The organism is Pseudomonas sp. FW300-N2A2, from assembly GCF_017351735.1.
Classification (GTDB): Bacteria; Pseudomonadota; Gammaproteobacteria; order Pseudomonadales; family Pseudomonadaceae; genus Aquipseudomonas; species Aquipseudomonas migulae.
Genome location: NZ_JACNDU010000001.1, coordinates 763162 through 785812 on the forward strand (window position 1 = coordinate 763162; position 22651 = coordinate 785812).

22 protein-coding genes are annotated in these 22651 nt (G+C 60.9%); 12 read left to right on the forward strand and 10 right to left on the reverse strand.

What is annotated here, in order from left to right; genetic code table 11:
- Positions 1-83: 83 nt before the first annotated feature.
- A complete protein-coding gene (gene iolC / locus J4E42_RS03405) occupies positions 84-2021 on the reverse strand; it encodes a 5-dehydro-2-deoxygluconokinase (RefSeq protein WP_207284601.1) in 1938 nt (645 codons plus the stop codon).
- Between the two features lie 322 nt (positions 2022-2343).
- On the opposite strand from iolC, the gene J4E42_RS03410 reads away from it, so the two are divergent.
- The 5 genes from J4E42_RS03410 (at position 2344) to J4E42_RS03430 (ending at position 7229) form a co-directional block, all read left to right on the forward strand.
- A complete protein-coding gene (locus tag J4E42_RS03410) occupies positions 2344-3264 on the forward strand; it encodes a MurR/RpiR family transcriptional regulator (protein WP_008039123.1) in 921 nt (306 codons plus the stop codon).
- A 135-nt stretch (positions 3265-3399) separates the two neighbouring features.
- Positions 3400-4515 (forward strand): Gfo/Idh/MocA family protein, encoded by a 1116-nt coding sequence (locus tag J4E42_RS03415; RefSeq protein ID WP_207284602.1) that lies wholly within the window; start codon positions 3400-3402, stop codon positions 4513-4515.
- Between the two features lie 309 nt (positions 4516-4824).
- Complete coding sequence (locus J4E42_RS03420) at positions 4825-5544, forward strand: IclR family transcriptional regulator (protein ID WP_207284603.1); 720 nt, start codon at positions 4825-4827, stop codon at positions 5542-5544.
- A gap of 84 nt (positions 5545-5628) precedes the next feature.
- Positions 5629-6021: a heme-binding protein gene (locus J4E42_RS03425; RefSeq protein ID WP_008039127.1), complete on the forward strand. Its 393-nt coding sequence runs from the start codon at positions 5629-5631 to the stop codon at positions 6019-6021.
- Complete coding sequence (locus J4E42_RS03430; protein WP_207284604.1) at positions 6018-7229, forward strand: MFS transporter; 1212 nt, start codon at positions 6018-6020, stop codon at positions 7227-7229. The genes J4E42_RS03425 and J4E42_RS03430 overlap by 4 nt, the downstream gene beginning before the upstream one ends.
- Positions 7230-7250: 21 nt before the next feature.
- On the opposite strand, the gene J4E42_RS03435 is transcribed toward J4E42_RS03430, so the two are convergent.
- Positions 7251-7982, reverse strand: a complete 732-nt coding sequence (locus tag J4E42_RS03435; RefSeq protein WP_207284605.1) for a CPBP family intramembrane glutamic endopeptidase — start codon at positions 7980-7982, stop codon at positions 7251-7253.
- A gap of 233 nt (positions 7983-8215) precedes the next feature.
- On the opposite strand from J4E42_RS03435, the gene J4E42_RS03440 reads away from it, so the two are divergent.
- Entirely contained in the window at positions 8216-8443 is a 228-nt protein-coding gene (locus J4E42_RS03440; RefSeq protein WP_223480285.1) for a hypothetical protein, read from the forward strand.
- A 136-nt stretch (positions 8444-8579) separates the two neighbouring features.
- Here the strand turns inward: J4E42_RS03440 and J4E42_RS03445 are convergent, their stop codons facing one another.
- Both J4E42_RS03445 and J4E42_RS03450 read right to left on the reverse strand, forming a co-directional pair.
- Positions 8580-8777 (reverse strand): YbdD/YjiX family protein, encoded by a 198-nt coding sequence (locus J4E42_RS03445; RefSeq protein ID WP_007900300.1) that lies wholly within the window; start codon positions 8775-8777, stop codon positions 8580-8582.
- Between the two features lie 14 nt (positions 8778-8791).
- Positions 8792-10849 (reverse strand): carbon starvation CstA family protein, encoded by a 2058-nt coding sequence (locus J4E42_RS03450; protein WP_008024713.1) that lies wholly within the window; start codon positions 10847-10849, stop codon positions 8792-8794.
- A 351-nt stretch (positions 10850-11200) separates the two neighbouring features.
- On the opposite strand from J4E42_RS03450, the gene J4E42_RS03455 reads away from it, so the two are divergent.
- The 3 genes from J4E42_RS03455 (at position 11201) to J4E42_RS03465 (ending at position 13662) form a co-directional block, all read left to right on the forward strand.
- Positions 11201-12562, forward strand: coding sequence for a cache domain-containing protein (locus J4E42_RS03455; protein WP_192228366.1), 1362 nt, complete (start codon positions 11201-11203; stop codon positions 12560-12562).
- 26 nt (positions 12563-12588) lie between these two features.
- Positions 12589-13221: a response regulator transcription factor gene (locus J4E42_RS03460; protein ID WP_017339266.1), complete on the forward strand. Its 633-nt coding sequence runs from the start codon at positions 12589-12591 to the stop codon at positions 13219-13221.
- Between the two features lie 132 nt (positions 13222-13353).
- On the forward strand, positions 13354-13662 hold the full coding sequence (locus tag J4E42_RS03465) for a hypothetical protein (RefSeq protein WP_207284607.1): 309 nt from the start codon (positions 13354-13356) through the stop codon (positions 13660-13662).
- Here the strand turns inward: J4E42_RS03465 and J4E42_RS03470 are convergent.
- Positions 13646-14920 carry a glucarate dehydratase family protein gene (locus J4E42_RS03470; RefSeq protein WP_008033863.1) on the reverse strand — a complete coding sequence of 425 codons (1275 nt, stop codon included), beginning with the start codon at positions 14918-14920 and terminating at the stop codon, positions 13646-13648. The genes J4E42_RS03465 and J4E42_RS03470 overlap by 17 nt on opposite strands.
- On the reverse strand, positions 14917-16314 hold the full coding sequence (locus J4E42_RS03475; RefSeq protein WP_207284608.1) for an MFS transporter: 1398 nt from the start codon (positions 16312-16314) through the stop codon (positions 14917-14919). Before J4E42_RS03475 ends, J4E42_RS03470 begins: the two co-directional genes overlap by 4 nt.
- A 107-nt stretch (positions 16315-16421) precedes the next feature.
- Here J4E42_RS03475 and J4E42_RS03480 point away from each other — a divergent pair, with 107 nt between their 5' ends.
- Together J4E42_RS03480 and J4E42_RS03485 are read left to right on the forward strand one after the other, a co-directional pair.
- The gene (locus J4E42_RS03480) at positions 16422-17324 is read left to right on the forward strand and encodes a LysR substrate-binding domain-containing protein (RefSeq protein ID WP_207284609.1); all 903 of its coding nucleotides are present in this window, start codon (positions 16422-16424) and stop codon (positions 17322-17324) included.
- Between the two features lie 333 nt (positions 17325-17657).
- Positions 17658-18518 (forward strand): CAP domain-containing protein, encoded by an 861-nt coding sequence (locus J4E42_RS03485; RefSeq protein ID WP_207284610.1) that lies wholly within the window; start codon positions 17658-17660, stop codon positions 18516-18518.
- Positions 18519-18548: 30 nt separating this feature from the next.
- Here J4E42_RS03485 and J4E42_RS03490 read toward each other — a convergent pair whose 3' ends face one another.
- Positions 18549-19181, reverse strand: coding sequence for a glutaminyl-peptide cyclotransferase (locus J4E42_RS03490; protein ID WP_207284611.1), 633 nt, complete (start codon positions 19179-19181; stop codon positions 18549-18551).
- 35 nt (positions 19182-19216) lie between these two features.
- Complete coding sequence (locus J4E42_RS03495) at positions 19217-20437, reverse strand: helix-turn-helix domain-containing protein (protein ID WP_207284612.1); 1221 nt, start codon at positions 20435-20437, stop codon at positions 19217-19219.
- Positions 20438-20664: 227 nt separating this feature from the next.
- Between J4E42_RS03495 and J4E42_RS03500 the strand changes: the two genes are divergently transcribed.
- Complete coding sequence (locus J4E42_RS03500; RefSeq protein ID WP_008036366.1) at positions 20665-20943, forward strand: Rho-binding antiterminator; 279 nt, start codon at positions 20665-20667, stop codon at positions 20941-20943.
- 101 nt (positions 20944-21044) lie between these two features.
- Here the strand turns inward: J4E42_RS03500 and J4E42_RS03505 are convergent, their stop codons facing one another.
- Together J4E42_RS03505 and J4E42_RS03510 are read right to left on the reverse strand one after the other, a co-directional pair.
- Positions 21045-21245, reverse strand: a complete 201-nt coding sequence (locus J4E42_RS03505; RefSeq protein WP_008033844.1) for a YbdD/YjiX family protein — start codon at positions 21243-21245, stop codon at positions 21045-21047.
- Positions 21246-21370: 125 nt separating this feature from the next.
- The gene (locus tag J4E42_RS03510; RefSeq protein ID WP_207284613.1) at positions 21371-22615 is read right to left on the reverse strand and encodes a dihydrolipoyllysine-residue acetyltransferase; all 1245 of its coding nucleotides are present in this window, start codon (positions 22613-22615) and stop codon (positions 21371-21373) included.
- Positions 22616-22651 lie beyond the last annotated feature (36 nt).

The following is a 22651-nucleotide window of genomic DNA, read 5'->3' on the forward strand; positions in this document are numbered from 1 at the left end:
CGGGCAAGCCTCGCTCCTACGGGAAGCTACGGTGATCTGTAGGAGCGAGGCTTGCCCGCGAACAACGATAACGCGGTGTCGCGTCAAGCCCGGGCTGTGCGCCAGGCATCGATCAATTCGACAAACGTGCCCTGCACCTGTCGAATCAGCGCCTCGTCGTCGATTTCCCCAGCCAGCCACGCACGGCTTGGCTCCTGAAAAATCGTCCGCCCCACGGCGAACCCTCGGCATGTCCGGCTCTGGCTCGCCTGTTGAAAGCCTTCGGCCAATGTCGCCGCCGGGGCATTCAAGCCCAGCAACACCACGCCTCGGCAGTACGGATCGCGCTCCTGGATCAGCTCGTCGAGTTGCTTCCATTCCTCGGCGCTCTGGGCTTCGATCTTCCACCACGCCGGGTAGATGCCCAGGTTGTAGAGGCGCTTGAGCGCGCGATACAACACGTCCGGGTGCGTCGAGGGATGATCCTTGGGCGGGATGATTTCCAGCAGCAGTTCATGACCGCTGACTTGCGACGCCTGGTACAAACCCTTGATCTGCGCCTCCTGCTCCAGACGTAGCATTGGCTCGTCGTCCGGGTGAAATTGCACCAGGCATTTGATGATTTGCTCTTGTGGCCAGGCAATCAGGTTGCTGCCGATCGAACGCCCGTGTTCGAAGGCCAGTGGACGGGAGTTTTGTATCTCGACCGGCCGCGCCACCCACCAGCCACGACCGGTGGCCGCGTTCAGCGAGTCCTGGCCGAAACGCTGGTCCGCCAGCAGCCCGACATCGGCCTCGATGCCCTGCTCGCGCAAATCGCGTTCGACCCGCTCCACGGCTTTGATAAAGAGCTGTTTGAGTTGGCTGATGACGCCGAGGTCGCGACCGCCCTTTTGCGCCAGTTCCACCAGTTGCCAGCGATGGTCGAAGGCAAAGATGAACAGTTGCTTCCACGGCTTGCGCGACACACTGACCTGATGCAGGCGTTGCAACGTGGCGTCCTGATCCGGCCGGGTAATCGGCACCGGACTGTTGAACAGATAATCGAGCTCGGCACGGGTCGGCATCGCCGGGGCGCAGGCATGGCGTGACACCACCAGGCCACCGCAGGCATTGGCCAGCCGGCAGCAATGCTCGTCGCTGGCATCCTCCAGCCAACCGCTGAGGAAGCCGGCCATAAAGGCATCGCCGGCCCCCAGTACGTTCAGCACTTCGACCCGCACGCCGGGATAAATCGCGCCATCTTCCAGACGCTCCGGGATCACCCCGTGAATCACCGTGCAGCCTTGCGGGCCGAGTTTGACCACCAGGGTCGCGTCGCTCAATCGACGGACGTTGCGCAGCGCGGTGAGCAAGTCCTCGGAACCACCGGCAATCAGAAACTCTTCTTCGGTGCCGACAATAAGATCGAAACGCGGGAGGATTTTCTGCACATGCTGACTGACGTTCTGGTCGGCAATGAAGCGGGTTTCGCCATCGGCCTTGCCGGCAAGCCCCCACAGGACCGGGCGGTAGTCGATGTCCAGAACCCGTTTGACGTTGTGTTTTTCGGCGTAGTCCAGCGCCTGGATACTCGCCTTGTAGACGCCGTCGGTGGAGAAATGCGTGCCGGTGATCAGCAAGGCTTTGCTGGAGGCGATAAAGGCTTCGCTGATGTCTTCGGCCCGTAGCGCCATGTCGGCGCAGTTTTCGCGATAGAACACCAAAGGAAAGGTCTCGCGGTCCTTGAGGCCGAGCAACACCATCGCCGTCAGGTGCTCCGGATCAACGTTGATACCACTGGTGTCGCAGCCTTCGCGGGCCAGGGATTCGACCAGGAAACGCCCCATGTGGTCGTCCCCTACCCGGCTCAGCATCGCCGACTTGAGCCCCAACCGGGCGGTGCCGAAAGCGATGTTGGCGGACGATCCACCGAGGTACTTGGCGAAGCTGCTCACATCCTCCAACCGCGCCCCGACTTGCTGCGCATAGAGGTCGACACCCAGTCGCCCCAGGCAAATCAGATCCAATTGGCGTCCACTGGCAAAACGAGTCTGGCCCATGCTGGCTCCTGTTATTTTTATCAGCCTGTGTTCAGGACGATGACCGTGCCGAACACTCTTGGTGGATGCAGACTAAAACGACCGGGACCGAATAATCAATAATTATTCCAAATAATTTTTACGTGGAATATTTTTTCCAATAAGCTTCATTACAAGCACTCCAGACGCAGTGCATCGTTTCAGCAAGCCTCACACTACTGCAAGCTCATGATTTTGTTCGGGCCTACCCTGTAGACTGCGCACAGCCAACCTATTGTCCTGGGACGCGGTGAAACATCGTCGCTAGTAAGAACAAGCCAAGAACAAGCCAGAAGGATTCCTTATGTCCCGCACCGATCAGCCGGATACGACCGAGAGCACGCCCGAGAGCGATCTTGTCAGCCCCCCGATCAATGCCGAGCGCCTGCTGCAGCTGATCACCAATGAATACGAAAGCCTGCCGCGCCAGCTCAAACGCATTGCCAGTTACATGAGCCAGCAGAGCGACCGGATCATGGTCGACCGCATCAGCGACATCGCTCGCGAGTGCGAAGTGCACCCGTCGGCCATCGTGCGGTTTTCCCAGCGTTTCGGCTTCAGCGGTTTCAGCGAAATGCAGGCATTGTTCCGCGAGGCGTATACCCACAAAACCACGCCGGTACAGAACTACCAGCAGCGCATTCGCAGCATGATCGCCAACAAGTCACAGAAAGCCAGCGGCGGCGACCTGGCGCGCGAGTGCATCGACGCGACCCTGTCGGGCATCGAGCGACTGGGGCTGGAACTCGATGACCAGGCCTTCGACAAGGCCGTGGACCTGGTGGTCAACGCCGACAACATCTACGTGGTCGGCGTGCGTCGTTCGTTCGCGGTAGCCGATTACCTGGTCTACAACCTGCAACACACCAACAAGCGCATTCATTTGGTGTCTGGGCTCGGCGGCAGCTACCGCGAGCAGATGCGCAGCGTGCGCGCCAATGACCTGGTGATCGCCATCAGCTTCACGCCATACGGCAAGGAAACCCAGCACTGCCTGCGCATCGCCCAGCATCATCAGGCGAAAACCCTGATCATCACCGACAGCAATCTCTCGCCCCTGGCCAAGCGCGCCAACACCCTGCTGCTGGTCAACGAAGGCAGTTCGTTTGCGTTCCGTTCATTGAGTGCGACCCTGTGCCTGTGCCAGGCGTTGTTTATCGCCGTGGCCTATCGACTGGAGTTGAAGGTCGATGAGATTCACGAACAGGTCGGGTTCGACGACTGACCCGGACACGGGTATTACGGCTGCGCGTACGGCGACTCAGCGATCACGTGTAAATATTTTTTCTAAAAATTGAAACAAGAGAATATTTATTCTATAAATTGGATCTCTGAAAACAAGAATCCAAAGGATCCTGTCATGCGCGAACTCGGAATCGGACTTATCGGCACGGGTTTCATGGGCCGTGCCCATGCCCTGGCCTTTCGCAACGTCAGTGCGGCATTCGAACTGCCCTTCACGCTTCGCCTCGCCGCCCTGGCCGACGCCGATCCCGTTCGTGCGCAAGCATGCGCCACTGCCTGGGGCTTTGAGCAGGCCCATGGCGACTGGCAGCAATTGATCGACGACCCCAAGGTCAACCTGATCGCCATCACCACCCCCAACCATCTGCACTACCCGATGGCCATGGCCGCTCTTGCCGCCGGCAAGGCGGTGTACTGCGAAAAACCGCTGGCGGTGAACCTTGAACAGGCGAATGCCATGCACGTGGCGGCCAAGGATGCCGGGGTGGTCACCCGTGTCGGCTACAACTACCAGCACAACCCGATCATTGGCCTGGCACGTGAGTTGATTCTGAGCGGCGAACTCGGCGAGATCATCAGTTTTCAAGGCGAATTCAGCGAAGATTTCATGGCCGATCCAGCGTCCCCCTGGTCGTGGCGCTGTGAGGCCGGGCATGCCGGCGGGGCATTGGCGGATCTGGGCAGTCACTTGCTCGCCATGGCGCGCCATCTGCTGGGTAATGTCGAAGCGGTGTGCGCCGACTCCCAGACCGTGCACCGCCAGCGCCCGGTCACGGCCGGTAGCCAGGATCAACGCAGCATTGCTGTTGACGATCACGCCCATGCCTTGCTGCGCTTCACCAGCGGCGCTCGTGGCACCTTCAGCAGCAGTTGGCTCAAGCACGGCTACAAGAATCATCTGAGCTTCGAGATCAGCGGTACCCGAGGCACCCTGGCGTTCGATCAGGAGCGTTTGAATGAGTTACGCCTGTGCCGCGCCGGCCAGGACGGTTTCCAGCGTTTACTCGCCGGACCGGACTTGCCCGGTTACGCAGCGTTCAGTCCAGCGCCGGGGCATCAGTTGGGCTACAACGAGTTGAAGACGCTGGAAGTGCATGAGCTGATCATGGCCTTGGCCGGCCACGGACAAGCCGGCACCGATTTCGAGCAAGCCTTTGAAGTGGAGCGACTGGCGACGGCAATTCGATTGGCGGCGCGGGAACAGCGCTGGGTCAACATCAGCGAGGTCTGATCGCAATAGGCGTTGAAGAACGCCAATCCCTGTGGGAACGAGCCTGCTCGCTCCCACAATTGCTCTGCGTGCTGCGGGCGTTTTGCGAGCGGCGCAGACAATCACCCGCGCTAAACTCCGACATCATCAAACTTTCCCCGCCAATCGCTCCGGCCACCTTCACGCCAGCATCAAGCCCCCCGGATGATCAGGACTGCTGCCCAATCCTGTCAGCGTGGATAATCCTGCGACTCATGGGCTTTCACCGAACCACGAGGCACTATTCCTCGTGAACCTCAGACTCATTACTGGCCAACGAACGTCCCTCACATGATCAACGAGAACAAAGGCATACAGTCCGTCGAGCGCGCGATGATGATCCTTGAAACCATCGCAGCGGCGGAGGGCGAAATCCGCTTGGTGGACCTTGCGGCGCAATCCGGACTGCACAAGAGCACCTTGCACGGCCTGCTCAATACACTGGCCGCCATGGGCTACATTGCCCGCCGTGGCACCCACTATGCGTTGGGTTTGCGCCTGCGCGAAATCGCTCAACCGTTGAACGACGCCGATGCGTTGCTGCGTGAAGCCTTTGCCCCTGCGCTGCGCACGCTGGCCGAACGCAGTGGCGAAACCTGTTTCCTCGCAGCGCCCTGTGGCACCCGCGAATACCTCTACATGGATGCCCTGGAAGGCAGCGGCAACTTGCGCGTTGCAAGCCCGCGCGGGCGTCGCGCCGGGCTGACCACCTCGGCCATCGGTAAAATATTCCTGGCCTTTGACGAGGACCTGCGGCGCAGCCTGCGTCGAGCGGACTTGCTGCCTGCGGAACTGGAAATCGAGTTGGCCGGTATCGTCACCCATGGCTACGCGTTAGACCTTGAAGAAGCCGAGCCGGGGCTTAACTGCGTCGCCCTGCCCCTGCGTTTGCAAGGTCGCGTGGTGGCGGCGCTCGGTGTTGCCGCGCCCGCCTCACGTCTGCCCAAGACAGCGTTGTGCACGTTGGCGAACCACGCCATGCGCGAAATGTTCGACATGCTCAAACTTTAACCGCCAATGGCCTGGGGCATATTCCCTTGAAAAGCAATCGTCGGGATCATCGCGTTCCTGTCGTTTTATTCAATGGAGTCCCGAATGTTTGAGCAATTGTCCCAGCAGGTCATTAACCGTGCACAAGCGCAGGCGCGTGATCAGGGTTTCGCCGTCTGCATCAGCGTGGTCGACGATGCCGGACTTCTGCGCCATTTCGTGCGCATGGATGACGCCGTGCCAGGCGCCATCGATGTTTCGCTGAAGAAAGCACGCACGGCTGCGTTGTTTCGCACCGACAGCGCCGAACTGGGTATGGAAGCGCAACCGGGCGGAGCCATTTACTCGCTGGAGGCTACCAACGGCGGCCTGATCAGCTTTGGCGGTGGCGTGGTGCTGCGTGATGAACACGGCAAGGTCATAGGCGCCGTTGGCGTTGCCGGGGCGACCGTCGAGGCGGACCAGGTGATTGCCCTGCAGGCAGCGGGTCGTCCATGAACCCGAGCACGCAACGTATTCACCCTGGCGTGGTGGCGCTGGCGGTGACCGCTTTCGCTATCGGAATGGCCGAGTTCATTGTCGTCGGCATTCTCCCGGCTATCGCCTCTGACCTCGACATCCCACTGGCGCGTGCGGGGAGCCTGGTCGGGCTGTACGCGTTGGCCCTGGCACTGGGCACGCCGCTGACCGTTCTGGCACTGGCGCGCCTGCCGCGCAAATCGGTGCTGCTGGCGTTGATTGCGTTGTTTCTGGGCGGGAATCTGCTGGCAGCGCTCTCCACCGATTACCTTTGGTTACTGGCAGGACGCATCATCACCGCGCTTGCTCATGGCAGTTTTTTTGCCATCGGTGCCACCGTCGCCGCCAGCCTGGCGCCAAAGGGACAGGCAAGCAAAGCCATTGCCGTGATGTTCGCCGGCCTGACGCTGGCGATGGTCATCGGTGTGCCGATTGGCAGCATCCTGGGTAACGCGATGGGGTGGCGCCTGCCGTTTTATGCGGTCGCGCTGCTGGCTGCCCTAGCCTTGATAGCCAGTGCGCGGTGGTTGCCGAACGTGCCGACGCCACCGTCGGGCAAAGCTCTCACTCAGCTGGCGGCACTCAGGCACCCGGCCATTCTGGCGATGATGGCCGTGACCGTGTTGGGTTTCGGTTCAAGCTTTGCCGCCTTCACCTTTATCACCCCGATCCTCACCGACATCAGCGGCTTTTCCACCGCGACCGCCAGTTTGTTGTTGGTCGTGTTCGGCGTTGCGACCCTGGTCGGCAATCTGGTCGGGGGCCGACTCGCGGCCTCGATGGGCTGGCAATCGGCGCTGCGAATGATCTTTGTGCTACTGACACTCGTGCTGGCGGCGGTCGCACTGCTGTTGCCCTATCAACTGCCGATGGTAGTGATGCTGTTTTTCTGGGGCGCGCTGGCCTTCGGTCTCTCTCCCGCCGCCCAGGCCGGCATGCTGGCCACCGCCGAACGCTATACCCCGCACGCCGTGGCGTTCGCTTCGGCGCTGAACATTTCGGCCTTCAACCTCGGTATAGCCTTGGGAGAAACCAGCGGCAGCGCCCTGGTCGCCAATGGGCAAATGGCTCTCACACCCTGGGCTGGTGTTGTGACCGTGATCCTTGCGCAGTTGCCGCTGATCTGGCTGCTGTCGCTCAACCGAAAAGACTCGATTGAGCACCGGGTCGAGATTTGCAACCCCTGAGCAGCCCCCAATGTTGATCAATCACATGGGAGCGGCGATGAGCAATATCGCCGTCCCGTGTGCAGCGGTGGCGGCGATCACGCCGTAGCGCATGCGGACGAAAGCACAGACCACCCCCTCCAGCAACGTGAACAGTAGAATCGGCCAGCCAATCCGGGTGACGCTCAGTGCCAGAAACGAATGGCTGGCCGAGAACGCGACAGCGCTGATCAAGGCGGCTCGTATCGCAGAGGTGTGGTGTTCGAGGTGACCTTGCAGGAACCCGCGAAACAGCACTTCTTCCAACGCATTCCCGCCGTAGGCCAGCACGACCATGCCCATCAACCAAGGCCAGTAACCGGCTATTTCGCCTACACCGATGCCTTGATAGAGCCGCAGCGGAACGCCGAGCGCACACCCGGCAGCAACACCCAGCGCTAGCCCTGCAGCCAGATTGCCCTTCCTCCAGATGACGAGTTGCCAAAGCTGCGGAGCGATCCTTGCCAGCACGGCCACGATCGCCAGCGACAGCGCACCCAGCACGGCCAGGACAAACGGATTCGCAACAAAGCCGATCTGCACATCGCCACTCAGGGACCATAAACGCAGCGGTGTCATCACATCGCGCAGCAGGACGAAGGTCAGCAGCAGGATCGCAATACGCAAACCGGGTTGCGTCTTCGGCGTCAACCAGAACCAGAGAGCACAGAGGCTAAAACCGGGCAGCAGATAAGTGCCGTAATCGATCAGTAGCGAAAGTCCCTCTTCAATCATGTGTCTGTCCGTTGGCGTCGAGGCGAGTGCCGGGTTATAGCATCCACTTCAGAAGAATGTGAGTGGCAATCCAGGGAGACGCCGCGGCCACGCCCAATCCGAACACCAGGAAAGCGGACAGATAAACCGCAAAAAACCGAATCAGCGCCCGCCTCGACATCACCCGCCTCCAGAAACATTGAAATGCTCAAACCGGCTTAATGGCTTGGACGTGCGGCCATTTGCACAGTTCAATGTTCCGCGCAGCCGTGCAAATAGCAGAAGCGCCGATCAAACAGCGATTGGAGACGGTGTCGGGGGTAGATATTCAACTGAAGGGCGACGTGGCGGGTTTTGCGATTGATCGGCGGATCAGCGGGGCTTGCGCGAGTGATGTGCTGAAATCGCTGTGTGACAACTATCGGGACAAGCTTGTGTGCCGCAATGAACCGGGGCGAACCCTCATCGAACGTAAACCCTGAAAATTACTGCGCAAAACAATGTGGGAGCTAGCCTGCTGGCGATGGCGGACTGTCAATCAACAGTGATGTTGAATGTTCAGCCGCCATCGCCAGCAGGCTAGCTCCCACAGGGATTGCTGTTAACCCGACAACCGGGTCAACAGCACTTGGGCCCGGCCTTGCTTCCGTAACGCGCTTCCTGGCGTTCCCGGAAGAACACCTCGTAACTCATCACCGGTTTGTCCGGATGTTTGGTCTGCATATGCTCGACGTAAGTATCGTAGTCGGGCATGCCGACCATCAGGCGCGCGGCCTGACCGAGGTATTTACCGAGGCGACTCAGGTCATTGAACATGCTGCACTCCTCGATCACGCATTCGGCAGGGCCTGGAATGGCGCTTCTTTATCCGTGCGCTCCTTGGTTCCCCACGCGGCAATGCCGACCTTGAGGGCAAAGAACAGGATGCTGAACACCACCAACAGGAACAGCGCGGTCAACGTCGCATTGGTGTAGGCGTTGTAGATCACGTGCTGCATCTGCTCGATGCTCTTGGCCGGCGCGAGTACCTGGCCGTTGGCCAAGGCATCGCTGTACTTCTTGGCCAGCGCGAGGAAACCGATCGCCGGGTTGGCGTCGAACAGCTTGATGAAACCGGCGGTGGTGGTGCAGATCAGCAGCCATACCGCAGGCAGCATGGTCACCCAGACGTAGCGCTGGCGCTTCATTTTGATCAGCACAACCGTCGCCAACATCAGCGCGATACCGGCCAGCATCTGGTTGGAGATGCCGAACAGCGGCCACAAGGTGTTGATGCCACCCAGCGGATCGATCACGCCTTGATAGAGCAAGTAACCCCACATCGCCACACAACCGGCGGTGGCGATCAGGTTGGCGGTCCAGGACTCGGTGCGTTTCAGCGCCGGCACGAACGAGCCGAGCAAATCCTGGAGCATGAAGCGACCGGCACGGGTACCGGCATCGACTGCGGTCAGGATGAACAGCGCTTCAAACAGGATCGCAAAGTGGTACCAGAACGCCATGGTGTTTTCACCCGGCAGGACGTGGTGCAGGATCTGCGCGATACCGACCGCCAGGGTTGGTGCACCGCCGGCACGGGCCAGGATGGTGGTTTCACCGATGTCCTTGGCCACCGCTTGCAGCGCTTCCGGGGTAATTGCAAAGCCCCAGCTGCTGACAGTCTGCGCAACCGAAACAGCATCCGCGCCGACAATCGCCGCTGGGCTGTTCATGGCGAAATACACGCCCGGATCGATCACCGATGCCGCAACCATGGCCATGATGGCGACGAAGGATTCCATCAGCATGCCACCGTAACCGATGTAGCGGGCATGACCTTCACTGGCAAGCAGCTTCGGCGTGGTGCCGGAAGCGATCAGCGAGTGGAAACCCGATACCGCGCCACAGGCAATGGTGATGAACAGGAACGGGAACATACCGCCCTTCCACACCGGACCGGTGCCATCGATGAACTGGGTCAGTGCCGGCATTCTCAGCTCGGGCATGGTGATCAGAATGCCGATCGCCAATGCCACAATGGTGCCGATTTTCAGGAACGTGGAGAGGTAGTCACGCGGTGCCAGAATCAGCCACACCGGCAGTACCGCGGCAACGAAACCGTAGCCGATCAGCATCCAGGTGATTTGAATGCCGGTGAAGGTGAACGCCTTGGCCCACACTGGGTCCGCGGCAATCTGCCCGCCCAGCCAGATCGAGCCCAGCAGCAGGAACACGCCGATGATCGAGATTTCACCGATGCGGCCCGGACGGATGTAGCGCATGTAGATGCCCATGAACATCGCGATCGGGATGGTCGCCATCACGGTGAACATGCCCCAAGGGCTTTCGGCCAGGGCTTTGACCACGATCAGCGCCAACACCGCGAGGATGATGATCATGATCAGGAAGCAGCCGAACAGCGCGATGGTGCCGGGGATGCGGCCCATTTCTTCGCGGACCATATCGCCCAGGGAGCGGCCGTTGCGGCGGGTGGACATGAACAGGACCATGAAGTCCTGAACCGCACCGGCCAGCACCACACCGGCGATCAGCCAAAGTGTGCCGGGCAGATAGCCCATCTGCGCCGCCAATACCGGACCGACCAGCGGGCCTGCGCCGGCAATGGCTGCGAAGTGGTGACCGAAGAGTACGTGCTTGTTGGTCGGAACGTAGTCCAGACCATCGTTATTGAGTACGGCGGGAGTGGCTCGATTGGGGTCCAGTTGCATCACCTTGTTGGCGATGAACAGGCTGTAGTAGCGGTATGCGACGAGGTAGATGGCGACGGCTGCGACTACGATCCAGAGGGCGTTGATCGCTTCGCCGCGGCGCAGGGCCACGACACTTAGCGCAAACGCTCCCAGAACAGCCACGGCAAACCAGGCGAGGTGTTTAGCCAGACGGGGCATAGCGTGTCTCCTGCCGACAGCTTGTGACTGCGGCGGTAATTTTTATAATTGTGTCCGCTGTGCGGAGCTGGCCCAATATCCGCGCATGCCGTCTACAAATAAATCCGCGTTACTACGTACGCGCTCTCTACGTAGTTCTACGTAGAAACGCAAAACCTGTAGGAGCCAGCTTGCTGGCGATGGTGGCGTGACTGATACACCGCGTCGTCTGGATCGCCAGCAAGCTGGCTCCTACAATTTCGCGTCGTCCAGAAAGCCGCAGGTCATTCCGTCCAGCAGCGCTACTGGACGTGCGCATCTTTGGCATATGATGCCGGCCTTCGCCTTCCCCCGGTCCGGACAGGAGCCCAGATGCAGCTCAAACACAAAATCGTCGCGCTCGGGATTCTGCCGCTGGTGTTGGCGATCGCTGTCATCTGCGGGCTGGTGATTTCCCTGAACCGCCAGGTGGGTGATCAACAGGCGCAACTGATCGAAGACAGCATCCTGGCGAGCAAGCGCGCCGAACTGAAAAACTACGTGGAAATGGCGCAAAGCCTGATCGCGCCACTGTACGACGACGGCCACGGTGACGAACACGCCCAGCAACGCGTGCTGGAAGAACTGCGCAAACTCAGCTTTGGCATCAATGGTTACTTCTTCGTGTACGACCGCGAAGGTCGCAGCCTGATGCACGCGCGGCAGTCGGAACTGGTCGGCCAATACCTGTGGGACATGAAGGACCCGCACGGCCTGCCGGTGATTCAGGCATTGCTCAAAAGTGCGCAATCGGGCGAAGGCTTTCAACGCTACGCCTGGAACAAGCCGTCTTCCGGCCAGGTCACCGACAAGCTCGCCTACGTGGTGATGCTGGATCGCTGGGGCTGGATGCTCGGCACCGGCATATACCTTGAGGACGTCGAGCGCGCGACCCAACAGGCGCGTGACGAGGTGGCCCAGGGCATCCGCAAAACCATGCTGGCGATTGCCGCCGTGGCGCTCGTGGCGGTGCTGTTCGTGTTTGCCAGCGGCATGACACTGAACGTCAGCGAGCACCGTCTGGCCGACAAAAAACTGCAACGCCTGACCCAGCGAATCGTCAGTTTGCAGGAGGAAGAACGCTCGCGGGTTTCCCGTGAACTGCACGACGGCATCAGTCAGGTGCTCGTCTCCATCAAGTTCCAGTTCGAACTCGCCAGCCATGTGCTGGAAAATGGACAAGACAAGGGTTTGAGTATTTTAAGAGAGGCCACGGAACGACTCGGCGAGGCGATTGGCGAGGTGCGCAGCCTCTCCCACGACCTGCGCTCATCCTTGCTCGACACCCTGGGGCTGTCGGCGGCCATCGGTCAACTTGCCGAGGAATTCGAGCAACGCAGCGGCCTCACCGTGACCTATAACGACAACGAATTCGACTGCCATCTGGTCGATGGCGCGGCGGTTTCGTTGTTTCGCATTGTGCAGGAAGGCCTGACCAACATTGAACGCCATGCACAGGCAAAAAACGTTTCCATCAACCTGCACGGTTCTGAAGAATCCATCCGGCTGACGGTGATCGATGACGGTATCGGCTTCAACGTCGCCCAGGTCGAACGTGGCCATGCCGGCATCGGCCTGCGTAATATCCGTGAGCGTGTCGAGCACTTTGGCGGTCGGTTCGAGCTGATCTCGGTGCCGGGAAGAAGTGAGCTGGACGTGCTGCTGCCCATGAAAATGCCCGGCACAAAACGCTGATCAGACAACAAGAGTGAATGCCCGTGATTAACCTGCCCTCCCCGATCCGCGTCGCCCTGGTCGACGATCACTCCCTGGTTCGCGACGGGATCAAGGCGCTGCTGTCCGTCATGGCCCCGCTGGAAGTGGTGGGTGAAGCCGAGAATGGCGCGGACGCCATCGAGATGGTCGGACGCTGCCAGCCTGACCTGTTGCTGGTCGACATCAGCCTCAAGGACATGAACGGACTGGAGCTGACCCGGTTGCTGCGCAGCCAGTACCCGTCGCTCAAAGTGCTGGTGCTGAGCATGTACGACAATTATGAATACGTGAGCGAGTCCGTGCGTTCGGGTGCCAGCGGTTATGTGCTGAAGAACGCGCCGTCACGGGAAATCATCGCCGCCATCGAAGCCATTGCCAGCGGCGGCACGTTCTACAGCGCGGAAATTGCCCAGCGGCTCATTGCTGATAAAAGTACCGACAACGAGCTGACGCCGCGTGAAAGCCAGGTGTTGTACAAAATGGCCCAGGGGATGAACAACAAGGAAATGGCCCGCGACCTCGACATCAGCGTGCGCACGGTTGAAACCCATCGCCTGAGCATCCGCCGCAAACTCAACATCGACAAACCGGCGGCGCTGGTCAAATACGCCATCGACCACGGGATCATTTCCCCATAAGCCTGCTGAACACTACCCCCTGTAGGAGCCGGCTTGCCGGCGATGGCGTCCTCAAGATCGCCATCGCCAGCAAGCTGGCTCCTACAGGGGGGTGTCGTTGCCGATTTTTTATCTGAGCCACCGGAGACACCCGTGCCACCGTTGACCACCCGCGAGATTTACCAGCTATTGCGCGACGCCGCCCTGGAGGTTCGTCCCCTGCGGCTGATAGGCGAACCTTCCGCATCCGGTCTGATGCAGGTCGACATCGAAGGTTGGCAGCTGACCCTCGACATCGACGACAACCACTTGCGCCACTGCCAACGCTGCCAGAGCCCGGACGGCCGCGAGGGCCTGTTCGACAATTGGCAACGTTACGGCACCGACCCGGTCAGTCTGCTCAGCACCTGGGAACTGGCGCAGATAGAACGCCTGCTGACCGAGTTCAAAAACGCGGTTTGACCGCCTTCCAGTCCGGTTTGTAACGCTGCATCTGCTTCACGTCATCGCGCTGGCGGATGCCGCAGGTCAGGTATTGGTCATGCAGCTTGCCCAGTTGATCGTGATCCAGCTCAAGACCCAACCCCGGGGCGCGAGTGATTTTCACGCAGCCATCGACGATCGGCAGCTTGCCGCCCTTGATCACTTCTTCATCCGGCTCCTGCCACGGGTAATGCGTGTCGCAGGCGTAATCCAGATTGGGCACCGCGGCCGCAACATGCGCCATCGCCATCAGGCTGATGCCCAGGTGCGAGTTGGAGTGCATCGACACGCCAAGACCAAAGGTGTCGCACATTTTCGCCAGCGCCTGCGTGTCGCGCAGCCCGCCCCAGTAATGGTGATCGGCGAGGACAATCTGCACGCTGTTCAACGCCACGCTACGCCGGAACTCGTCGAAATCGGTGACCACCATGTTGGTCGCCAGCGGCAGCCCGGTGCGTTTGTGCAGCTCGGCCATGCCGTCGAGGCCCGGCGTCGGGTCTTCGTAATATTGCAGGTCATCGCCCAGCAACTCAGCCATGCGAATCGATGTTTCCAATGACCAGTTGCCATTCGGGTCAATGCGCAGCGGGTAACCGGGGAAGGCCTTTTTCAGCGCCTTGATGCACGACACTTCGTGCTCCGGCGGCAGCGTGCCGGCCTTGAGTTTGATGCTCTTGAAACCGTAGGCCTCGATCATCCGCCGAGCCTGGGCAACGATCTGCTCTTCGTTCAGCGCCTCACCCCAATTGTCCGGTTTGTACGGCGAATCGACATGCTGCGCGTACTTGAAAAACAGGTAGGCGCTGAACGGAATCTCGTCGCGAATCGCCCCGCCCAGCAAGTCCACCAACGGCACGTTCAACGAATGCGCCTGCAAATCCAGGAACGCCACTTCGAATGCCGAATACGCATTGCTCACTGCTTTGCTGGCATGGGAGCCCGGTGCCAATTCCGCGCCGGCAATGCTCGCCGGTTTGTGCGCCGCCACGGTGGCCTGGACGATGCGCCGCAGTTGATTGAGGTCGAACGGATCGAGACCGATCAATTGCGATTGCAGTTGCTGCTGGATCAACAGCGCCGGCGCATCGCCGTAACTTTCACCGAGACCGATGTAGCCATTGTCGCTCTCAATCTCGATGATCGAACGCAGCGCGAACGGCTCGTGAATCCCGCTGGCGTTGAGCAGCGGCGGATCACGGAAAGCGATGGGGGTGACGGTGACTCGTTTGATTTTCAAGAGGCTGCTCCCTTTGGACCTGAGCTCAAGGCTTGATGACTGACTGATTTTTCTGACGCTGCGATGTCGGCAGGTTGGCCGCTCAACACGCGAACGGGATCACCACGCGGGGCGGTGCGGGCAAAGAAGATCACCACCGCCGCCACCAGTGAGGTGGCCGCCAGCCCATAGAGACCGCCCTCGATGGAGCCGGTTTTTTGTTCGAGGAAACCGAACGCCGTCGGGGCGACGAAGCCGCCGAGGTTGCCGATGGAGTTGATCAACGCGATCACCGCCGCGGCGATGCGCGCATCCAGATAGCCTTGCGGAATAGGCCAGAACAACGCCGAGGCGGCCTTGAAACCAATCGCGGCAAAACAGATGGCGACGAAGGCAAAGACCGGCCCGCCAGTGGTGGACATGAACATGCCGAATGCGGCAATCACCAGGGTCAACGCAACCCACGCTTGCTGGTGTTTCCATTTGCTGGCCATGGCGGCGAAGCCGTACATCGCGACGATGGAAATGATCCACGGAATCGAGTTGAACAGACCGACCTGGAAGTCGCCGAGGTTGCCCATTTTCTTGATCATGCTCGGCAACCAGAACGTCGCGCCGTAGATGGTCAGGGCAATGGAAAAGTAGATGAAGCAGAACAGTGCGATCTGCTTGTCGGCGAGCAATTTGAACATCGACGGCTTGACCGTCTGCGTGGCTTCGCGGGCCTGCTGTTCGAGGGCGATGGCGCCCACCAGTGCGTCCTTTTCTTCCTCGCTCAGCCAGTTCGCCTGGCGTGGATGGGACTGCAACCAGAACCAGACAAACCCGCAGAGCACGATCGAGGCGAAACCTTCGATCAGGAACATCCACTGCCAGCCGTGCAGGCTGAAACCGCTGACGTGCAACAGCGCACCGGACACCGGCCCGGAAATCACCGAGGCAATGGCCGAGCCGCTGAGGAAGATCGCCATGGCCTTGCCGCGTTCGGTCGACGGCAACCATTGGGTGAAGTAATAAATGATGCCGGGGAAGAACCCGGCTTCGGCCGCGCCGAGGATGAAGCGCAGCACATAGAAACTGGTTTCGCCGCGCACGAACGCCATGGCCATGGCCGCTGCGCCCCAGGTGAACATGATGCGCGTCAGCCAGGCGCGGGCGCCGTAGCGTTGCAGCAGCAGGTTGGAGGGGACTTCGAAGATTGCGTAACCGATGAAGAACAGTCCGGCACCGAGGCCATAGGCCGCGGCGCCAATGCCGAGATCGGTTTCCATGTGACTGCGCACGAAGCCGATGTTGACCCGGTCGATGTAGTTGACGATGAACATCACCACGAACAGCGGCAGCACATGGCGCTTCACCTTGGCCGCTGCGCGGGCGAGCACAGTTGGATCGGGCGGACTCTGGAGGGTATTCAAGGGGGCGACTCCCGTTCATTGTTTTTTTAGGGACGCGCCGATCATGGACGCCGACATTGATCCCGTCTAATCTAACTTGGCATTCGATTGATACCTGGATTAGATCAATGTTCGAACTGACCCAACTGCGCTGCTTCACCACGGTGGCCACCGAACTGAACTTCCGGCGCGCCGCCGAACGGTTGAACATGACCCAGCCGCCGCTCAGCCGACAGATTCAGCTGCTGGAACATCACCTGGGCGTCGAGCTGTTCACCCGCACCACCCGCAGCGTCGCCCTGACGGCTGCCGGCCGCGCCTTCTTCATCGAAGCGCAGAACCTGCTCGAACGCGCGCAGCAAGCCGCCACCACCGCCCGGCGTTTTGCCGAGGGCGATATCGGCACGGTCAACATCAGTTTTGTCGGCAGCGCGGTGTATGAATTCCTGCCCAAGGTCATCGCCGAAGCCCGCCTCAAGCAACCGCACGTGAAAATCGACCTGTCGGAGATGAATACCTACCAACAGCACGAAGCCCTGCGCGCCCGCCGCATCGACCTGGGGATCGTCCGCGCGCCGTTGCTGGAACCGGGATATGCCACCGAGTGCCTGGTGCGCGAGCCGTTTGTCCTGGCCGTGCCCAGCCATCATCGATTGGCCAGCGCCGAAACCGTGTCGGTCAAAGACCTCGATGCACAACCGTTTCTAATGTACTCCCACGCCGCCTACCCACCTTTCAACGAACTGCTGACCGGCATGCTGCGCTCGGCCCGCGTCGCCCCGGAATACGTGCAGTGGCTGGGTTCGTCGCTGACCATTCTGGCGCTGGTCAACGCCGGCATGGGCCTGGCGCTGGTGCCACGGTGTGCCAGCAGCGTGGTGTTCAAGAACGTGGTGTTTCGCGATATCGACCTGGGGGAAGGCGTGCAGAGCGAGTTGCATCTGATCTGGCGCGAGAACAATGACAACCCGGCGTTTGCCATGTTGCTGGAAGGGATTCGCACGGCTGTTCGTGAAGGCTGGGGGTTGTGAGGGCTGAGCTGATTTCGTCGGTGTTTGTGCTGCCGTCTTCGCGGGCAAGCCTCGCTCCTACGGGTTTGAGTTGAAACACAATTTTGTGAACGACACCAACCCTGTAGGAGCGTGCGATGCGGCGACCCGACTTGCCCGCGAAGGCGTCCGTAAAATCGCCATCGCCGGCAATCCTTGCACCTGAAGATGTAGCGGTGAAGGTACGTCTGTCGGACACACGAAGTCGCCGGTAAATATGCACTCCTGCCCCGTGAACCTTGTTTCAACTCCCCAGTCTTACAGCGGCGCCAATTCCTCCCCTAACCGCTGCCATCTCTTCAGAGCTGTCCCTCCATGCGCCAAACCGCCGACGCCTTGCGCTTGACTTCGCTGTGCCTGTTTACCTTGCTTTCCATTACCACCCGCCCCGCCCACGCCGGCGCGGAACGGCAACTGGTGGAAGCCATCAACGATTACCGCGCCCACCCGCAGCGCTGCGAGCGGCGTCCCGCCCAACGCTTGGCACCGCTGGCGCTGAAATCGAATCTGGCCTTGCCGGTCGGCTACGGCGGCGGCTTGCGGGACCGGTTGAAAGCGTCCGGTTATCAGGCAGTGACCGTGCGTAGCCTGCGCGTGGTCGGCGCGCAAGATGCCGAAGAGGCCTTCGACCTGCTGCAGAGCGATTACTGCTCGGCATTGCTGGATAGCCAATACGCCGATATCGGCGTCAGCCGCAGCCGCAGCGAATGGCAAGTGGTGCTGGCGCGGCCGGTGCTGGACAGTCAAATGAACGACGCGCGAGCCGTCAGCAAGGCGTTGCTCGCCCAGGTCAACGCCGCGCGGGCGAAACCGCGTCTCTGCGGACGCCAGCGCTTTGCCGCCGCCCGACCACTGGCCTGGAATGCCAGCCTCGGGGCAGCGGCGCAGGGCCACAGCAAGGCAATGGCCTACGGAAATTACTTCGCACACCGCGATCCCGACGGCGATATGCCTGCCGACCGGGCGCGGGCTGCCGGATTCCGTGGCCGCCAGATCGGCGAAAACATCGCCGCAGGCCAAGGCTCACCGAGCAAGGCAATGGCAGGCTGGCTCGCCAGCCCCGGACATTGCGCCAACCTGATGAGCCCGTTGTTCACCCAAGTGGGAGCCGCCTACGCGACGGACGCTCGCAGTGACCAAGGGGTTTACTGGACGATGTTGTTTGGAGCGCCTTGAGGCCGGTCACACCATGGCCAGCGTGATGCGTCACGCTGGCCGCCGCACCGCCCTCACCTTCCCGCTGCCACCGCCGCCGCAGAAGAACTGATCGCCGCCATCGGACTCAAGTCCCGACACGCCGACGCCGGTCGGCATCTTGACGCTTTGCAGCACTTCCCCGGTTTTGGCATCCACGCGGCGCAGCTCGCTTTCATCCCCTTCCCACGTTCCATGCCACAGCTGCCCGTCAACCCAGGTCACCCCGGTAACGAAGCGATTGGACTCGATCGTGCGCAAAATCGCGCCGGTCTCGGGGTCGATCTGGTGGATCTTCCGGTCGCGATAGCGGCCGACCCACAGCGTCCCCTCAGCCCAGGTCAGCCCGGAGTCGTTGCCGCCACCCGGTGCCGGGATGGTGTTGAGCACTTTGCCGGTCTGTGGGTCGATTTTCTGGATGCGGTCGGCGGCGATCTGGAACAGGTGCTGGCCGTCGAAGGCCGTGCCTGCATCGGCGCTGACGTCGATTGAACGCAGGGTCTTGCCGCTGGCCGGGTCGAGGGCGATGAGTTTTTCGCCACTGGCAAACCAGACGCGCTCACCGTCCCAGGTCACGCCATGCACGCTGTCGACACCGGCGAACGGGCCATATTCGCGGAGGATTTCTGCGGTTGAGTGTTTCATCTCGGTTACCTCTTCAGGGGTTCGTGGCGTTCATCCTAGTCACTCGGCAGTGGCGCCGGGAGTAACAAGGTCGTCGCGAAACCCGGTACCGACGGGGTCATCCAGCGCCGCGCCCGGCCACGTCCGAATGGCTGCACTTTGCCGGCCGCCGCCAGCGCGTCGAGTGTGCGCTGCACCGTGCGCTGGCTGGTGTCGAGCGCCAACGCCAACGCCGAACTCGACCAGGATTCGCCGTCGGCGAGCAAGGCAAACAGCGCCGCGTGTCGTTCTTCGACCGGTTGCGCCAACACCACTACGTCAGATGAAACCAGCGCCACCAGCGCAAACCCGCGTTGAGTGGCGATGACGCCCGCCAAGGGTTTCAGCGCCGCACGCAAGCGCCCGACTTCGACACGCAAGCGCGCTCGATGGGACTCGTCCGACAGCTTCAGGCGGAACGCCCGGCGGATCAGGGTTTCCCTCGATACGTCCGCCGGCCACGCTTCGGCCAGCGCCCGAGCGAGGGTGAACAACACCGGGCGCCTGGCGAGGGAAACCGACATGCCGACGCCGCGCACGGCATAACGGCAGGCGTCCACCACCAACGCGGTCGAGCCGAGCACGGCTTCAACTTCATCCAGCCACAACGGCCGCTCTTCGCCATGGGCGATCAGGCGCGCCGCCGGGGAATTCAGGACGTTAACGGCGTTTTCGACTTCGCCGATAAGCGCCGGGACACCCGCCTCGCGTGCGACATGTTCGGCCCTCGCCAGGGCAAGCCGGGCTGTTTGCGATTGCAGGCGGCGGATGGCAATCCCCGCCACCACCAATTCATGGGCGGCGCGCAGCACCGGCGGCAACGGTGCGGGATCCAGCGCGGCCAACAGAACGTCGGCCTCGTCGAGCCGACCGATCAGCAACAATCGCCGAATCTGCAAATACCGCGCGTGAGCGGCATTCACTCGATCCCCATGGGCCTCAAGCGCCAGGCGTGCCGTTTCGAGCGCCTTCACTGGCCAGCCCAGGTCACGCGAAGCCAGCGCAATTTCGGCCTCGGCCACCACGCAGCGCGCCCGTGCCAACGGCTCTTTCGGCCCGAATGCGCGCGCGGCGCTTTTCACCAGCGCTTTCGCCCGAACCAGATCGCCGAGCTGCGCCATGGCGATGCCGCGCAACGCGAGCGCGGGCGCATCGTCACGCAACGCCACCCGGTCAAGCGCACCAAGCGGATCACCCGCCGCGAGTGCCCGCGCTGCGGCGGTGATCAATGAGTCCATAAAAGTAGCGCCACGGTTGTCGCCCCTGCCGTTCGATAACCCTGGTTAGTCTAGTCACGCGGCAGCTGAGTAAAGGGGCGGGATTGTTTGCGTTTGTAAGGGCCTCATCGCCGGCAAGCCGGTCTCGCTCCCACAGGGATTGCGGGGCTTGCACAAAACAGGCGGGAGATTCTATGTTGCAGGCCAACCCTGCATCATCAAACTTCAAGATTGCCAGGAGTCATGCCATGAACACGTATCAGCCTTTGGATTGCGACCTGCACGACTATCTCGAGATTGCCTGCCTGCGCGGTTATCGACTGCATATCGAGTTGATGGATGGCACAAGCCTGACGGCCAAAGCGCTGACGACACGGACGTCCAGCGACAAAGAAGAGTTTCTCTGCGTTGAAACGGCAGGCGGCCCACAGGAGATCCGTCTGGATCAGCTGCTGGCCGTGACGCCGCTGGACGACAATGCGCAGTTTGGACGCGTAGTGCTTCAGGGCGCGAACTGCTCGTTCTAGCACTCGGTGTGCCGGCCCCTCAATTCGGCTCTGTGAAACGCAAAAAGCTCCGCCCTCTCAATGAGGACGAGGCTTTTCGGCAGCCGCCGTTCAATCGGCGTTCAGCAGCACCGCGTCGTGCAGCTGCGTTTGCCGTAACGTGCTTCCTGACGCTCGCGAAAGAATGCTGAATAGCTCATGACCGGCTGGTCCGGATGATTCAGCTTCATCTGCGCAACGTAGTTGTCGTAATCCGGAACGCCCACCATCAGGCGCGTGCTCTGGCTGAGGAACCTGGCGGCAAGCTGCAGTTTGCGGAACATGGCAAAAGCCTCTTTGTGGTGTTGGACGACCTCATCAAACCGCACTCATGTATCTGCATTGTGTCCGCGATCGGGGAATTTGTATGTTCAAGTGGCTGAACGAACCCGACAAACCGCCCCCTCGATCACAGAACCAGCCTGCGGTAATCCGCCAGCACACTGCTCAGATAGGCGTTGAAACGCCCCGCCGCCGCGCCATCGATCACGCGATGATCCCAACTCAGGCTCAACGGCAGCATGTTGCGCGTCACAACCTGCCCGCCCTCCAGCGCGAGTCGCTCCGTGCTTTTGCCCACCCCGAGAATCGCGACTTCCGGCGCATTGATGATCGGCGTGAAATACGTCCCGCCAATGCCGCCCAACGACGAGATTGAAAAGCAGCCGCCACTCATCTCGGCAACGCTCAACTTGCCCGCCCGCGCCTTTTCAGCCAGCGCTGACATTTCCCGGGCAATCGCCAGCACACCTTTCTGATCGACGTCCTTGATGACGGGGACGACCAACCCTTCGGGTGTATCAGCGGCAAAACCGATGTGGCAATAACCCTTCAACACCAATTCGTCGCCGTTGAGACTGGCATTGAACTCCGGGAATTTTTTCAACGCGCCCGCACAGGCTTTCATCAACAACGCCAGCAACGTCAACTTGACCCCGCTGCCGGCCTTTTCCTTGTTCACCTGCACGCGGAACTGTTCGAGTTGCGTGATATCCGCGTCGTCGTGATTGGTCACGTGGGGAATCATCAGCCAATTGCGATGCAGGTTGGCCCCGCTGATTTTGCGGATGCGCGACAGTGGCCGGGTTTCCACCGGCCCGTACTTGGCAAAGTCCACCACCGGCCAGGGCAGCAATCCGCCCAACGGCTGGGCACGGGTTTCAGTTACCGTCAGTGCGCCTTTCACATGGGCCAACACGTCGTCCTTGGTGATGCGGCGACGCAGGCCCGTGCCCTGAATGGCCTTGAGCGAAACACCCAATTCTCGAGAAAACTTGCGAACCGACGGCGATGCCAGCGGCAAGTCCGTTGGCGGATCAACCGCTTCGATGAGCAACCCTGGCGAGGCAATCGGCTGAGGTTCTATGACCGTTGCAACCGGCTCGATGCGCGGTGCCGGCGCCGCCGATAGCCCTTCACTTTCGATAAAGGCAATCGGTGATCCCTCGCTGACTTTGTCATCCAGACTGACCACCAACGATTGCAACACGCCCGTGTGCGGCGATGGAATTTCCATGGACGCCTTGTCCGTCTCGACAATGATCAGGGTCTGCCCTTCGACCACCGCATCGCCCGCCTTGACCGGTATTTCGATGACACCGACATCCTTGGCATCGCCGATGTCGGGCATTCGCACTTCATGCACATTCTTCATGACCATTTCCTGAAAATTCGACTCGACCTGAAGCCC

What these genes read in the sequence shown, in the direction of transcription:
- J4E42_RS03505 (WP_008033844.1), bottom strand. Translation starts at nt 21,245, where the DNA reads ATGTTCCGCAAACTGCAGCTTGCCGCCAGGTTCCTCAGCCAGAGCACG.
- J4E42_RS03485 (WP_207284610.1), top strand. Translation starts at nt 17,658, where the DNA reads ATGCGCCAAACCGCCGACGCCTTGCGCTTGACTTCGCTGTGCCTGTTT.
- J4E42_RS03420 (WP_207284603.1), top strand. Translation starts at nt 4,825, where the DNA reads ATGATCAACGAGAACAAAGGCATACAGTCCGTCGAGCGCGCGATGATG.
- J4E42_RS03410 (WP_008039123.1), top strand. Translation starts at nt 2,344, where the DNA reads ATGTCCCGCACCGATCAGCCGGATACGACCGAGAGCACGCCCGAGAGC.
- J4E42_RS03445 (WP_007900300.1), bottom strand. Translation starts at nt 8,777, where the DNA reads ATGTTCAATGACCTGAGTCGCCTCGGTAAATACCTCGGTCAGGCCGCG.
- J4E42_RS03430 (WP_207284604.1), top strand. Translation starts at nt 6,018, where the DNA reads ATGAACCCGAGCACGCAACGTATTCACCCTGGCGTGGTGGCGCTGGCG.
- J4E42_RS03435 (WP_207284605.1), bottom strand. Translation starts at nt 7,982, where the DNA reads ATGATTGAAGAGGGACTTTCGCTACTGATCGATTACGGCACTTATCTG.
- J4E42_RS03510 (WP_207284613.1), bottom strand. Translation starts at nt 22,615, where the DNA reads ATGAAGAATGTGCATGAAGTGCGAATGCCCGACATCGGCGATGCCAAG.
- J4E42_RS03415 (WP_207284602.1), top strand. Translation starts at nt 3,400, where the DNA reads ATGCGCGAACTCGGAATCGGACTTATCGGCACGGGTTTCATGGGCCGT.
- J4E42_RS03425 (WP_008039127.1), top strand. Translation starts at nt 5,629, where the DNA reads ATGTTTGAGCAATTGTCCCAGCAGGTCATTAACCGTGCACAAGCGCAG.
- J4E42_RS03480 (WP_207284609.1), top strand. Translation starts at nt 16,422, where the DNA reads ATGTTCGAACTGACCCAACTGCGCTGCTTCACCACGGTGGCCACCGAA.
- J4E42_RS03450 (WP_008024713.1), bottom strand. Translation starts at nt 10,849, where the DNA reads ATGCCCCGTCTGGCTAAACACCTCGCCTGGTTTGCCGTGGCTGTTCTG.
- J4E42_RS03455 (WP_192228366.1), top strand. Translation starts at nt 11,201, where the DNA reads ATGCAGCTCAAACACAAAATCGTCGCGCTCGGGATTCTGCCGCTGGTG.
- J4E42_RS03440 (WP_223480285.1), top strand. Translation starts at nt 8,216, where the DNA reads ATGTTCCGCGCAGCCGTGCAAATAGCAGAAGCGCCGATCAAACAGCGA.
- iolC (WP_207284601.1), bottom strand. Translation starts at nt 2,021, where the DNA reads ATGGGCCAGACTCGTTTTGCCAGTGGACGCCAATTGGATCTGATTTGC.
- J4E42_RS03495 (WP_207284612.1), bottom strand. Translation starts at nt 20,437, where the DNA reads ATGGACTCATTGATCACCGCCGCAGCGCGGGCACTCGCGGCGGGTGAT.
- J4E42_RS03500 (WP_008036366.1), top strand. Translation starts at nt 20,665, where the DNA reads ATGAACACGTATCAGCCTTTGGATTGCGACCTGCACGACTATCTCGAG.
- J4E42_RS03490 (WP_207284611.1), bottom strand. Translation starts at nt 19,181, where the DNA reads ATGAAACACTCAACCGCAGAAATCCTCCGCGAATATGGCCCGTTCGCC.